This window comes from uncultured Psychrobacillus sp., from assembly GCF_938022135.1.
Classification (GTDB): Bacteria; Bacillota; Bacilli; order Bacillales_A; family Planococcaceae; genus Psychrobacillus.
This window is the reverse complement of sequence record NZ_CALIED010000091.1, coordinates 1-12819: the sequence shown is the minus strand read 5'-3', so window position 1 is coordinate 12819 and position 12819 is coordinate 1. Positions and strand designations below refer to the sequence as shown.

Sequence of the window (12819 nt, the reverse complement as noted above, 5' to 3'; positions counted from 1 at the left end):
CCTCTATGTAAAAGCTGTTGTTGCTTTTGTTAATTAATCTATAGTATAACATCATTCCCTCAACATTATACAGTAGTTCTACCAAAAATAAAATTCTAGCATTAAATCCTCACCCTAATATCTCTAAACTGAGGGATTAATAGAGTATATTTGCATGATTCATTCGGAACTAATTTGTATAATGTATTATAAATAATATTATACAAACATTTGACAAACGTAATACGTCCTGTTAATAATAAGAGTATAAGAAAATCCAATTGCACGTATTCATCAAGTTTATTCAATAAGGAGAGATTAGATTGGTAATACCTTTTGCGAAAAAATGGTTTAAAGAAACGGAAATAAATACAACCGTAAAAGAACCAGTTATACAGTTGGAGCTATATCCAGAATTAAAGAAGCAAATGAAGTTAATTGGTCTAGGCAAGGACGATATAAGAATGATACATACGTTTCAGCCCTATGTGGAAAAGGGTATAGACGATATTGTCTCTGTTTTTTATGAGCAAGTCCTTTCTGTTCCCTCCTTACGAGCAATTATTGAAGAAAGAACTCAAATCGAGCGTCTTAAGAAAACAGTCGGCAGTTATATTATAGAGATGTTTAGTGGTGAGTTCACGGAAACTACCATTGAGAGAAAACGAAGACTAGCCCAAATGCACTTTCGGATTGGATTAGAGCCTAAGTGGTATATGGGGACCTTCCATCAAATACAAACAATTATCATTTCGTTAGTTAACAAGGAAATAAGGGATCACGCCCAAAAAGAAGAGATCTCTCTTACTATATCTAAGCTTATTAATTTAGAAATGCAGCTTGTGCTAGAAGAATATGAAAAAGAAAACGTGAAGCTTCGCCAACAGCAATACGATACAGTTAAAACAGAGTTAAAAAGTAAAATTTCATCAATAAGTGAGGACTTGGCAGGCTTAACCGATGAGACGACTACCTCCATGGAACAGGTCGAATTGAATACCGCTAGGATACGTGAAAGTGTTCAGGCTAATATGGACAGCGTTAAACAAATACAAACAGAAGCTAACGACGGTAACAAGTTAATAGAACTTCTTCAAAAACAAATGGAGCTTGTCACTGGTAATACAGGAGAAATGGCAAAAATTATTGTTGATTTAAAACATTCTTCGGAAGAGATTTTTCACATCGTTGGGCTAGTAAAGCAAATAGCGGAACAAACCAATTTGCTGGCATTAAACGCATCTATAGAAGCAGCTCGAGCAGGTGAGCATGGAAAAGGCTTTGCAGTGGTGGCACAGGAAGTAAGAAAACTAGCGGAGCAGTCTAAACGCTCTGTAGAAGAAATTACATACTTGGTACAAACCTCTACCAAGCTTACAAACAAAGCCGTTAACACTATTGCAAATATGGAAAAGAGTGTTGAGCTAGGATTAGAAAGCTCCCAGGATACTAATCGGAAATTCAATAAAATCCTTTTTTCTATAGATGAAAACACCGACTATATAAACCAAGTAGAGTTTCAAGTGTCAAACCTTGTAGAGGCAATTAGAGATATTTCAAATGATACTAAAACAGTTGCTGTAACAGCCGATAGCCTCTATCAAACAGCAGTACAGCTTTAATAAAAGAGATAGGAAGTGAATGGAATGTTTTTAGCATGGAATGAAATTAAAAAAAATAAGCTACGCTTTTTTCTAATCATAGGAGTCTTAATGTTAGTGGCATACCTTGTATTTTTCCTTTCCGGGCTTGCTACCGGGTTAGCAAACCTAAATCGCGAAGCAGTAGACAAGTGGAATGCAACTGCTATTGTACTTGCCGAGGAATCGGATAAAAGTCTACCGCAATCATTTATTAGCACCGATGAATTAGATAACATCGAAGCTAAGGATAAGGCAATACTTGGACAAATAAGTGCTATTGCGACAAACGGGGATTCTAAGCAGAATGTGTCTATATTTGGCATAGACAAAGAAGAATTTTTGATGCCAGAAGTCAGTGAAGGTGAAGAATTCTCCGACGAAAATGAAGTAGTAGCAAGTGATAATTTAAAAGAAGAGGGTTTTAAAATCGGAGATGAACTAGAACTTTCATCTACGGATGAAACATTAATGATCGTCGGCTTTACAGAAAGCTCACGATTTAATGGTGCACCCGTGCTCTATGGGGAACTAGCAACCTTTCATAAAGTAAAGTTCGGTGAAGCAGCTGAAGCAAATGAGGATCAAATAAATGGTATTGTTGTTTCGGATGACAGCCTAGATGCTATAAATACAAGCAATGATGAGCTTCAAATTACTGAGATTGAGAACTTCATAGAGAGCCTTCCTGGGTACACTGAGCAATCTCTTACCTTAAACTTTATGATTTACTTCCTATTTGGGATCTCATCTGTCATCGTTGCAATTTTCCTGTATGTTTTAACCGTTCAAAAAATTAGTATGTTTGGTGTAATGAAGGCCCAAGGAATTTCTAATGGTTATCTCTCAGTTTCAGTAATCGTCCAAACCTTTCTCCTTGCCTTCATAGGTGTCGTTGTAGGATTCGGCTTAACGATTTTAACAGGAAAATTTTTACCAAGTGCAGTACCTGTGGCCTTTGATTTAACGACAATGTTAATCTATGGGGCTGTATTAGTGGTTGTTGCTATTCTAGGAGCAGTTTTCTCTGTATTTACCATTGTGAAAATAGACCCGTTAAAGGCGATTGGAGGATAAGTAAATGGCGATTTTAAAATTAGATAAGGTAAAAAAAACATTTGGCTCTGGCCATAAACAGGTTGATGCTTTAAAGGAAACTGATTTTGTAGCCGATAAAGGGGAACTTATTGCAGTGATCGGCCCTTCAGGTTCAGGAAAGAGTACTTTTCTGACCATTGCCGGAGGACTGCAATCCCCTTCTAGCGGAGAGATTATTGTAAACAATCAAAATCTCACCAATCTAAATGAAAAAAAACGGTCTAAAATTCGACTTAAGGAAATAGGCTTTATATTGCAGGCCTCCAACTTGGTACCTTTTCTAACAGTAGATAAACAGATGAAATTACTCGATAATGTAAAAAAAGACAATATGACAAAAGAAGAGCTCGAAACGTTGTACGAAAACCTCGGTATTACTGAGTTGCGTAAAAAGTATCCTTCTGATTTATCAGGTGGTGAAAGACAGCGTGTCGCAATTGCCAAGGCATTATATAGTAAGCCTTCTATCCTGTTAGCTGATGAACCAACCGCTTCTTTAGACTCTGATCGTGCATACGAAGTGATGAAGCTATTGAAGAAAGAAACAGAAAATAATGAAACTACTACGATTGTGGTAACTCATGATACTCGTTTAATTGAATACTGCGATAAAGTGTATGTCATGACGGATGGAATATTAGAAGAAAAAAGCAAAAAGGAAGTGGAGCAAACTGATCCACTATCTCACTAAATACTACTTTTAGGGGGGCTGGCAACAGCCTTCTTTTTTTATAAAAAGTTCTACGTAAAAACATTTGATGATTAAACAAAGCTCTATTTATGACTTTTACTCCCCACTACATAACAATATCTTATATTTTTCTCAATATTAATATAATTTGTGTTATGATGATACATAAAATTTATTAATTGTTTGCAAGGGAGTGCTTTCATTGATCATTCAACCTTCTACTAAAATGTCCTTATTTGAGCCAGCAATATTTGGTGACTTAAAAGCAGCAGCAGCCAGAAAAAAAGAATCCGGATCCGAGCTATATGACCTTAGCCTAGGAAGTCCTGACATCCCGCCAAGTGAGGCGGCTAGGAAAGTACTATCTGATTTGAGCTTTTCAGCAGAGTCTTACGGCTATACATTAAGTGGAACGAAGCGTTTTTATGAGGCAGTGGCTAATTACTATCAGCGACGCTGTAATGTTTCACTAAATCCCGAGACTGAAATTGTCCAAACGATGGGCTCTCAGGAGGGACTAGTCCATTTACCTCTAGCCTTTTGTGATGAGGGGGATATCATTCTAACGACCAACCCTGGATATGTTGCGTATGATGCCGGTATAAAATTAGCAGGAGCAGAGCCTTACTATATGGATCTTCTAGAAGAGAATGACTACTTACCTGATTTAGGTGCGATCCCAACAGAAATAGCTCAAAAAGCCAAGCTAATGATATTAAATTTACCTGGAAACCCGGTACCTGCTATGCCAAGCGAGGAGTTTTACCAACAGGTAGTTGCTTTTGCTAATACATATAATGTCATTATTCTACACGATGCAGCATACTCTGAATTTTACTTTACTGGAGACTCTCCTTGTAGCTTTCTTTCAACACCTGGTGCTCTTGAAGTAGGCATGGAGATTAACTCCTTATCTAAGAGCTTTAGTTTGGCGGGAACCCGGATAGCTTATATCGCTGGAAATTCGGAAATGATCGGTATTATGAAACAATTAAAATCTAATTTAGACTTTGGCATTTACGGTCCAATTCAAGAGGCAGGAATTGTTGCTCTTAATCACGCTGAGGAAATTACGGAATCACTACGCAAAACTTTCTCTGAAAGACACAGAGTAGTCATGGATGGATTAAGAGACCTTGGATGGAATGTGGCACCCTCTAATGGTGGCATGTTCGTTTGGGCTAAGTACCCTTATGAAATCTCTGATAAGGAATTTGTCTTCGAGGCAATCGATCAAACTGGTGTGGTGATGGTTCCAGGTACTGTCTTTGGTTCAGCAGGAGCTGGCTATGTACGAATTGCATTGGTTCAAAATGTAGAAATACTAAAAAGAGCCATCGAACAATTAAAAAAGCTAAAGTTTAATTCATTAGTTCTATAATTATCATCTAAGTAACAGAAAAACCATCGACATTTAGCTGTCGATGGTTTTTAATCTGACAGCTAAACATTAGACTGTCTGACTGTCTAAATCAGAGTTCTCTTCTTTTTCATGAACAAGCGCATACTTTTCCCATTTTTTACTCTTCCATCTAAAGAACATGATAATTCCACGTAGCCACTCATCTGCTGCTATAGCTAACCAAATTCCTGGTAGTCCCATATCAAGAACAAAAACAAATAAATATCCTAACGGCACGCTCATCATCACCATAGATAAGGCGCCCATTATTACTGGGAAGGTTGCATCCCCTGCTGCACGCAACGAATTGATAATTACTATATTCAACGTACGACCAGTCTCAAGTATGATGCTTAAGACTAGTACAGAAGCTCCAATTTTAATAATTTCCTCGTTATCGGTGAATAAACTCATTAAAGGATGACGGAACGTGATTACAACAGCAACCATTACTAATGTAAATACAAATGCCCTTTTTACACTATACCAAACAGATTTATAGGCCTCCTCTTTTTCATTGGCCCCTACAAACCTCCCGACAATTATTGCAGTTCCCATACCTATTGCGACTGCAAACAAATACGTAAACATCGATATATTGACAGCATACTGCCTAGCGGCCAATGCTTCTGCTCCTAAATAAGTCGCATAATATAAAAATACGATTTGACAGCCTTGATATAAAATTTGTTCAAAAGCTGAAGGCAAACCTATTTTAAGTATTTTTCCCACATACTCTTTAGAGATGGTGAAATAGTAGCTTACTTGCACACGGTACTCCATTACTTGATATAGAAGCCAAAAGAACACAAGAAGCGCTATAAATCGACTCACTACAGATGATATGGCAGCACCTTGTACACCTAGCTCAGGAAAGCCAAATTTACCAAAGATTAAGGCATAGTTACCCACGACATGAATTATATTCATCCCTAGCGAAACAAACATGGTTTGCTTTGTATAACCATGTACACGGATAATGGCAGCCAAAGCATTAATCAATGCTTGAAGAAAAATACCACCGCCAACAATCATCAAATATTGATTGGCAAACTCAAGGACCTCTCCCTCTAGGTTCATACCCGCCATGATACTTTTAGAAAATATGACAAATCCAATACTAAGAATAATTCCTACACCAAGATTTAAAGTTACGGCAAGACCGGAAATCTTTGAGGCCTCTATATATCTTCTAGAACCTAAATATTGTGAAACTACGATAGCAGCACCATTACCTACTACCTCTAAGATTAATATCGCAATATGGATATATTGGTTGGCTGCCCCAACTCCTGAAACAGCATTATCAGATACTGCACTTAACATAAAAGTATCTGCTATTCCCATTAACATAAACAAAAATACTTCTAAAAAGATTGGCCAAGTTAAATGAAATAAGCTTAGCTTTTCTCCTAAATCCTTCTTTTGTCTAATTGCCAAGTTTATTCCTTCTTTACTTTCATTTTTTCACAGGAAAAATCTTACCATAGAATCCTTCAATCTACTAATAATATTTTATACTTTTCATTTAATTTAAAATTAAGCTTCAAGTTAAAAGTGGCCAGTTTACTATTACATTTTTATTATATTTTATTTAAATTATGCTAAAATTTATTAGATTTATAGAGGGAAAATAAGGGTAAAAATAGAATATATTAGTACGTATATTCTTTATAGGAGGTCTAACGCAGATGTCTCACTTTATCTCTCGTATCGCCACTGTAGAAATACCCGTCAGTAATTTAGAGAGCTCCATGGATTTTTATATGACTGTTCTCGGGGTTCATGTTGAATCTAAAGGAGACAAGACTGCCATGCTTTCCTTTCATACGAAAGGAGTTCCTACTATTTTTTTAGTAGAAACAAAAGAAGTTCGACCTTTATTTTTTACTAACACTCACTCTAGTGTGATCCATAGTATCATCGACTTTTATACGCCTTTGTTAAAAGATTTTTATCAATGGTTGAAGAAAAATAAAGTTGAGGTTGGGCCACTGAATGTAAATGAGGAGGGTCTAGGAGGTTTTGGATTTAAAGATCCCGATGGGAATAATTTAAGTGCAAGTAATATTGAGCATTTTGGACAATAGTGGACATAAAATACGTCTGACTCTAAAGAGTCAGACGTATTTTATGATTAATGAATAGATGGTTGTTCAATTCCAATATTTTGATGAATGTAATGCTTTAACGCGGGCTCCGAAAGCTCGATTTCATTTATTTGTAAGCTATCTTTGACGTATGCTAGTTTATTTCCTTCTGTTGCATATGATTGGATGTGTAAAGTGTTATCCATGTATAAAATACCTTCATTTGTTATCATTTTATCCTCTTTACTCAACAGACCTTTTTTTGTAAGTTCCTCCTGAATGGTAGAGAGTCGGTCACCTAACCCTTCCTTCAAAGCTTTTGATAAGCTACTTTCTGATCCCTTTTCCAGAAAATTGCACACGTAATAGGCAAGTAGTGTTTGTTCTTTTACAGTTAGTCTCTCCATGCTATTTCCCCATTTCGTCTCTTTTTCTCTTTATTCCTTTTTTTCCTAAAACTTAAACATAAAGGACCTAGATCTTTGGCGATCCAGGTCCTTTACTTTATTCATTTATTATATTTTTTATGTCTTCTTCAAAATCATTAGGATTGTCAGTTGGTGCGTATCTTTTAACTATATTTCCCTCTTTGTCGATTAAAAATTTTGTGAAGTTCCATTTAATCTTACTTGAAAGCAATCCTTTGGTATGCGTCGTCAAGTATTTAAATAACGGATGTGCCTCACTGCCATTTAGTTTTACCATTTCATGCATGGGAAAGGTTACTCCGTAGCTCATACGACAAGCCTGTTCTGCTTCCGCTCCATTTCCAGGCTCTTGAAAAAACTGATTGGATGGAAAACCAAGTACTACTAGTCCCTCATCCTGATACTTTTTATATAGATTTTCGAGGCTGTCAAACTGATTACTAAGCCCACACTTAGTTGCCGTATTAACGATTAACATTGGCTTTCCTTTGTACATACTTAAGTCATATTCCGTTCCGTCCGATTTCTGTACTTTAATGTCATAAATACTCATTTTCATCATTCCTCCATTTTCGATAAAAAAGCATTCAGTTCTTTTAATTGGGACATGAGTGTAATAGCATTCATGTCTAGGAAGTTACAGCTAGTAATTTTCTGTATAATAGATTGTTCAATTTCATTTTCTGCATTTTTAGCTCTGTCAGTTAAAGAAATAATATAAGCTCGTTTATCCTCATTAGATTGATTCTTTTCGAGCCATCCCCGATCAATCATTCGGTTAATAATCGGGTTTAATGTACCAATGCCTAACTCCAATCGTTTTCCAATATCCCTCGTTAGCAAATGATCTTCTTCCCATAATGCTAACAAAACCAAATATTGTGGAAAGGTTAAATGATAAGGCTCCAAGGTTTTCGCATACAGCTTAGCAAAGTTGCTGGAAGCCTTATACACCTCAAAACATAGCTGCTGCTCTAATTTAGAGGGTTTCTCTTTCTTCATGTCAAACGCTCCTTGCATAAATACATCGTGCACGATACACTTATAGAATATCCCATTTTGTAGAAAAAGTAAAAGAATATAACTTTTCTTAAGACATTTAAAAAAGCTTTACAGAGGTTACTAAAAACACCTGCAAAGCTACACAAATTAACTACCGATATATAATGCACATTGACTAATAGCCACAAAAAAAGCAGGATTTTGAATAGGAGATTCTTTATGAATTTCGAGTTCTATCAAAAACTCCCCCTCTACCCTTGCTCTCCATCTAGCAATTTCTTTACCTTCCCAAACATAGCTCGTCCAATCTTCAAGCTCCTTTTCAATTACTATATTTAAATCCTTACCAAGAATTAAGAGGTCCGCCACTAGTTCCTTCCATTTATCATAGGTTATAGTGAAGTGTTCTTTTGTTTCATAATCAAACGCTTGAAAAAATACCCTTCCCTTCTTTGATACCTTTTTACACGTGAAAATAACTTGATCATTTAAATCATATATGTCATATCGAAGGAAGTAACGGTATTCCATGGCTCTATCCAGGAACCGCTTTAGTTTATTTGAGTAATACCGTTGAAAAGTGCAAATTTCCTTTCCATCTTCCTTGTATACTGTGGTTTTAGGGGTAATTTCTATCTCTAACGGCTGCGTATAATGATATATTGGCATTTTTATTTTCTCCTTTGAATGGTTGCTCTAATAATATCATTTTTATACGTATATCTATATTATTTAGGCTATCAAAAGATATAAAGCTAATGTAAAATATTGTATAAATAAGTTAGATATCAAATAGAAGGAGAGGGGGAATGGTATGACAGAAAAAAATACTTCTCAAACATGGGCAATCGTATTATTTTCTATTGGTGTTTTTATGGCTGCTCTTGATAACGGGATTATCAGTGCTGCTCTTACAACCATCAATAGTTCTTTTGAGGTTAATGCAAACTGGGGGGCGTGGGGAATAACACTCTACACTCTCGGTCTTGCAATCAGCGTACCAATAGTAGGAAAGCTCTCTGATCGTTATGGTCGCAAGCGTCTTTTCATTGTGGAGATTGCCATTTTTGGGATTGGTTCCTTGCTAGTTGCCTTAAGTCCTAACTTCACTTTTTATTTAATCGCCCGTTTCATCCAAGCTTTAGGTGGAGGCGGAATATTCATTATCGGAAGCTCTCATATTTTAAGCACTCTGCCAGTAGAAAAACAAGGTAAGGCTTTAGGTATGCTTGGGGGGATGAATGGTATTGCAGCAGTATTAGGACCCAATCTTGGTAGTGTATTGTTAGACCTTACAGGAAGTTGGCATTTCTTATTTCTCATCAATATACCTATTGCAATCGCTCTTGTTATACTTGGTTTTTTAAAACTAGAAGAAACAAAGGATGCAGCAGTTGGAAAACTGGATTTACTAGGAATTGTTTTACTTTCCTTGTCTATTCTCGGAATTATGTATGGGTTGACTAATATTGAAGGAGTCAACTTCTTTACGAGCTTGCTGGAGTTAGAGGTATATGGATATATCTTAGCAGGGATTGTTCTTTTACTTCTATTATTATTCCATGAAAGTAGATTAGAAAAACGTGGGGGGGATCCCATCCTTCCGTTTCGTCTGCTATCCAAATCGTCATACTTATTAACCTTGTTAATCGGTATGTTTTCAGGAGCTCTATTAGCAGGTATGATTTTTATCCCTGCCTTTTCTGAGCAAGTGCTTGGGATAGCCCAAGAAAACGCTGGGTATTGGATGACACCTCTTGCATTAGCAGCTGGGTTAGGCGCAGCGATGGGTGGTATGTTAGTCGATAAAAAAGGACCGATTGTAGCTGTATTTTTATCTGGTATTATTTCTGCCATTGGTTTTCTATTGTTCCCTACTTGGATTGAAGCTAAGTGGCATTTCATCATCGCGTCTTCAGTGGCTGGATTTGGAATGGGTATAATTTTGGGAGCACCTTTAAATATATTGGCAACCGAAAAACTAAATACTGACAAGGGCACAGCCTTAGCAACCCTCTCTTTAAGCAGACAAATTGGAATGACTATTGCTCCAACTATTTATGCAGGATTTATTACGAGAGGATTTACCGAAATGCCAACCATCTTTCAAAATGATTTCCCAAGAATATTACAGGAAAATATCCAAGAAGCAAACCTTAGTGAAGCAGGACTCCAGGAGTTTCAGAACCTGTCACAACAAGTGCTGAAAAACGGGGAAATTATTTCCCAGGAAACTATGTCACCATTGTTAGACCAAATACAAGATCCAACATTACTACAGACTCTTTTAAAAAGTATCAATCAAGTGACTACAATAGCTGCACAAGATGGCTACGGAGGGCTATTCTATTCGGCGGTTGTTATAGCTGCTTTGATAATCATATCCACCCTTATATTGTCTCCTGTCCGAAAACGAAGCTTACAAAGGTAAAAAAAAAGGTAGTAATGACTTATTCATAGTCATAGCTACCTTTTAGCATATTCGGCTAATGCGATCCTGTGGAATCCCTCTTACTCGATTCAATAAGTGTATAAATAATTCCTCCGAAAATCATGAATATCCCTAAAGCTTGGACAAGTGTTGGACGGAAATCTAAGATGAGTGTATCGAGTAATATAGCTACCACCGGGTCTACAAATACTAAAGCAGAAATTACTACAGCGGTTAGCTTTCTAAGACTATCAAAAAACAGATAATAAACAAAACCTGTATGTATCAAGCCCGTACCAAGTATGTAAACCCAGTTTTCCGTAGTTAATCCTTCAAATACATGGAACTGCAGGAACGGTAACAGAATTACTATTCCAACTGAAGTCTGCAAAAAAGTCATTGCATATGCACTTAACTGGTTAACACCTTTTCCAAGAAGCATAGTCATTGCATAACAAAGAGCAGCAAGAAACGCCCAAAGAAAACCCGAGCCCATAAATTCTGAGAATGACTGAGTAGTGTTAATACCGACAATCAAAACACTCCCAAGAAAGCAGACTAGGACTGCAATGAGAGACGTCCACGTCATCCTCTCCTTCAAAAATAAGGTTCCAAGCAACAATACAAATATCGGAGCCAAATTATATATGGTTATAGCAACCGTAATAGAAGTGACCTCAAAAGCCTTGAAAAGGAATACCCAATTGAAAACTAAGAAGATGCCACATAGAAGAGTTTGACCCACTTCTCTTCTTCCCCACTTTTCTGTCTTATGCTGACCAGTGATTAACCATAATGCACCAAGGAAAAGGGTTGCACAAATACAGCGAACAAACACTAGCTCTATAGCAGGAATACCGGTTTTTACTGTAAAAAAACCGATTGAACCAAAAATAGCCATGGACAATGTCATTTTTAGCATCGCCGCGTTATTCATGTAAACTCACCCCACCTTTGCTTTACTTATTTTCTTATATCCACTGATTTGTTGCATAAGGAAAAAGAAGACTCCAACTAAAACTATCAGGCCACCGATTATCTGCCAAGCAACTATACGTTCACCTAGAATAATAACAGCTAATATTGTTGCTCCGACAGGCTCTCCAAGAATACTCATAGAAATGGTCGTAGCATTTACATAATTAAGAAGCCAGTTATTTATGAGATGTGAAATGGTAGGAACGACAGCCAATAAAACAAAAATCCCCCATTCCTTTGCATCATAGCCTGTCAATTGAACCGAAGTGACAACATTATAAAGAATTAAAGCGACTGCAGCAAATCCAAATACACAGAAACTATAAATCCAATGAGATACTTTCTTTACCGCACTTTGACCAATTAGTAAATACCCCACTACTGCAATGACACTTAAAAATGAAAGAATGTCTCCTAATATCGCACTTTTACTAAGGCCAAAATCTCCCCAGCCCACCATAACAGCACCTACAACAGCAATTCCCATAGTAAGCAGGGCACTAGCAGTAGTTCTTTCTTTAAACAAAATCATTCCACCGATTAAAGCAATAATCGGTTGGAGCGCTAGTATTATTGTTGAGCTTGCTACAGTAGTTAGCTTCAACGAGCCAAACCAGAGAGCAAAATGCAAAGCTAAGAACATGCCAGAGAAGAACAAAAGGTACCATTCTCTTTTTGAAATTCTTTTAAATTCGTTCCTTTTTATCCAGACAACTGGCAAAAGCAATAAGCTAGCTAGGATCATCCGATACATACTTAAAATAGTTGCTGGTGCATTGGACCATTTCACAAAAATAGCTGCAAACGAAATCGCCACAATAGAAACTATTAACGGTAATACAATTGATTTAGATGTTTTTTCAGAATTCACAACGTTACCCCATTTTTTCTTTTTTCTAGTAACTATTATTATCCTATAATCTAGCACTTTATCAATATAAAGTAGACAATATAAAATTATCTTCTTTTCCACAAGAAAAGCGCAACCGCCTATCCCTGCCCCGACAGGCAAATGGAGAAAAGCCAGGAGGCAGTTCCTCAGCCACCGGAGCTTTTATCCATTTGACCCCGAGGGGCAAG

The 12819-nt window shown here is 36.8% G+C and carries 13 protein-coding genes; 6 read left to right on the top strand and 7 right to left on the bottom strand.

Translation table 11 applies throughout. From position 1 onward, the window contains the following. Window positions 1–302 precede the first annotated feature (302 nt). The 4 genes from Q0371_RS18785 (at window position 303) to Q0371_RS18770 (ending at window position 4789) form a co-directional block, all read left to right on the top strand. On the top strand, window positions 303–1601 hold the full coding sequence (locus Q0371_RS18785; protein WP_169358397.1) for a globin-coupled sensor protein: 1299 nt from the start codon (window positions 303–305) through the stop codon (window positions 1599–1601). Between the two features lie 24 nt (window positions 1602–1625). Next, a complete protein-coding gene (locus tag Q0371_RS18780; RefSeq protein ID WP_169358396.1) occupies window positions 1626–2696 on the top strand; it encodes an ABC transporter permease in 1071 nt (356 codons plus the stop codon). Between the two features lie 4 nt (window positions 2697–2700). Continuing rightward, window positions 2701–3408: an ABC transporter ATP-binding protein gene (locus tag Q0371_RS18775; protein WP_298474107.1), complete on the top strand. Its 708-nt coding sequence runs from the start codon at window positions 2701–2703 to the stop codon at window positions 3406–3408. A 202-nt stretch (window positions 3409–3610) separates the two neighbouring features. Continuing rightward, the gene (locus Q0371_RS18770; RefSeq protein ID WP_298474104.1) at window positions 3611–4789 is read left to right on the top strand and encodes an aminotransferase class I/II-fold pyridoxal phosphate-dependent enzyme; all 1179 of its coding nucleotides are present in this window, start codon (window positions 3611–3613) and stop codon (window positions 4787–4789) included. Between the two features lie 69 nt (window positions 4790–4858). On the opposite strand, the gene Q0371_RS18765 is transcribed toward Q0371_RS18770, so the two are convergent. Then, a complete protein-coding gene (locus tag Q0371_RS18765; RefSeq protein WP_298474250.1) occupies window positions 4859–6256 on the bottom strand; it encodes an MATE family efflux transporter in 1398 nt (465 codons plus the stop codon). Between the two features lie 245 nt (window positions 6257–6501). Here Q0371_RS18765 and Q0371_RS18760 point away from each other — a divergent pair, with 245 nt between their 5' ends. After that, a complete protein-coding gene (locus Q0371_RS18760) occupies window positions 6502–6900 on the top strand; it encodes a VOC family protein (RefSeq protein ID WP_298474101.1) in 399 nt (132 codons plus the stop codon). 47 nt (window positions 6901–6947) lie between these two features. Here the strand turns inward: Q0371_RS18760 and Q0371_RS18755 are convergent, their stop codons facing one another. The 4 genes from Q0371_RS18755 to Q0371_RS18740 all read right to left on the bottom strand — a co-directional run bounded on the left by Q0371_RS18755 (window position 6948) and on the right by Q0371_RS18740 (window position 8999). Further along, entirely contained in the window at window positions 6948–7307 is a 360-nt protein-coding gene (locus tag Q0371_RS18755) for a hypothetical protein (protein WP_298474099.1), read from the bottom strand. A 97-nt stretch (window positions 7308–7404) separates the two neighbouring features. Continuing rightward, the gene (locus Q0371_RS18750) at window positions 7405–7881 is read right to left on the bottom strand and encodes a glutathione peroxidase (protein WP_298474096.1); all 477 of its coding nucleotides are present in this window, start codon (window positions 7879–7881) and stop codon (window positions 7405–7407) included. A gap of 5 nt (window positions 7882–7886) precedes the next feature. Further along, window positions 7887–8330: a MarR family transcriptional regulator gene (locus Q0371_RS18745; protein ID WP_298474094.1), complete on the bottom strand. Its 444-nt coding sequence runs from the start codon at window positions 8328–8330 to the stop codon at window positions 7887–7889. Between the two features lie 147 nt (window positions 8331–8477). Continuing rightward, window positions 8478–8999, bottom strand: coding sequence for a hypothetical protein (locus tag Q0371_RS18740; RefSeq protein ID WP_298474091.1), 522 nt, complete (start codon window positions 8997–8999; stop codon window positions 8478–8480). A 145-nt stretch (window positions 9000–9144) separates the two neighbouring features. Between Q0371_RS18740 and Q0371_RS18735 the strand changes: the two genes are divergently transcribed. Further along, window positions 9145–10761, top strand: coding sequence for an MFS transporter (locus tag Q0371_RS18735; protein WP_298474088.1), 1617 nt, complete (start codon window positions 9145–9147; stop codon window positions 10759–10761). A 55-nt stretch (window positions 10762–10816) separates the two neighbouring features. Here Q0371_RS18735 and Q0371_RS18730 read toward each other — a convergent pair whose 3' ends face one another. Continuing rightward, window positions 10817–11698 (bottom strand): DMT family transporter, encoded by an 882-nt coding sequence (locus Q0371_RS18730; protein WP_298474085.1) that lies wholly within the window; start codon window positions 11696–11698, stop codon window positions 10817–10819. A gap of 6 nt (window positions 11699–11704) precedes the next feature. Beyond that, complete coding sequence (locus Q0371_RS18725) at window positions 11705–12610, bottom strand: DMT family transporter (RefSeq protein WP_298474081.1); 906 nt, start codon at window positions 12608–12610, stop codon at window positions 11705–11707. Between the last annotated feature and the right edge of the window lie 209 nt (window positions 12611–12819).

Coding starts and splice junctions, on each gene's coding strand:
- Q0371_RS18750 (WP_298474096.1), bottom strand. CDS start 7,881: ATGAGTATTTATGACATTAAAGTACAGAAATCGGACGGAACGGAATAT.
- Q0371_RS18755 (WP_298474099.1), bottom strand. CDS start 7,307: ATGGAGAGACTAACTGTAAAAGAACAAACACTACTTGCCTATTACGTG.
- Q0371_RS18740 (WP_298474091.1), bottom strand. CDS start 8,999: ATGCCAATATATCATTATACGCAGCCGTTAGAGATAGAAATTACCCCT.
- Q0371_RS18780 (WP_169358396.1), top strand. CDS start 1,626: ATGTTTTTAGCATGGAATGAAATTAAAAAAAATAAGCTACGCTTTTTT.
- Q0371_RS18760 (WP_298474101.1), top strand. CDS start 6,502: ATGTCTCACTTTATCTCTCGTATCGCCACTGTAGAAATACCCGTCAGT.
- Q0371_RS18775 (WP_298474107.1), top strand. CDS start 2,701: ATGGCGATTTTAAAATTAGATAAGGTAAAAAAAACATTTGGCTCTGGC.
- Q0371_RS18745 (WP_298474094.1), bottom strand. CDS start 8,330: ATGAAGAAAGAGAAACCCTCTAAATTAGAGCAGCAGCTATGTTTTGAG.
- Q0371_RS18730 (WP_298474085.1), bottom strand. CDS start 11,698: ATGAATAACGCGGCGATGCTAAAAATGACATTGTCCATGGCTATTTTT.
- Q0371_RS18735 (WP_298474088.1), top strand. CDS start 9,145: ATGACAGAAAAAAATACTTCTCAAACATGGGCAATCGTATTATTTTCT.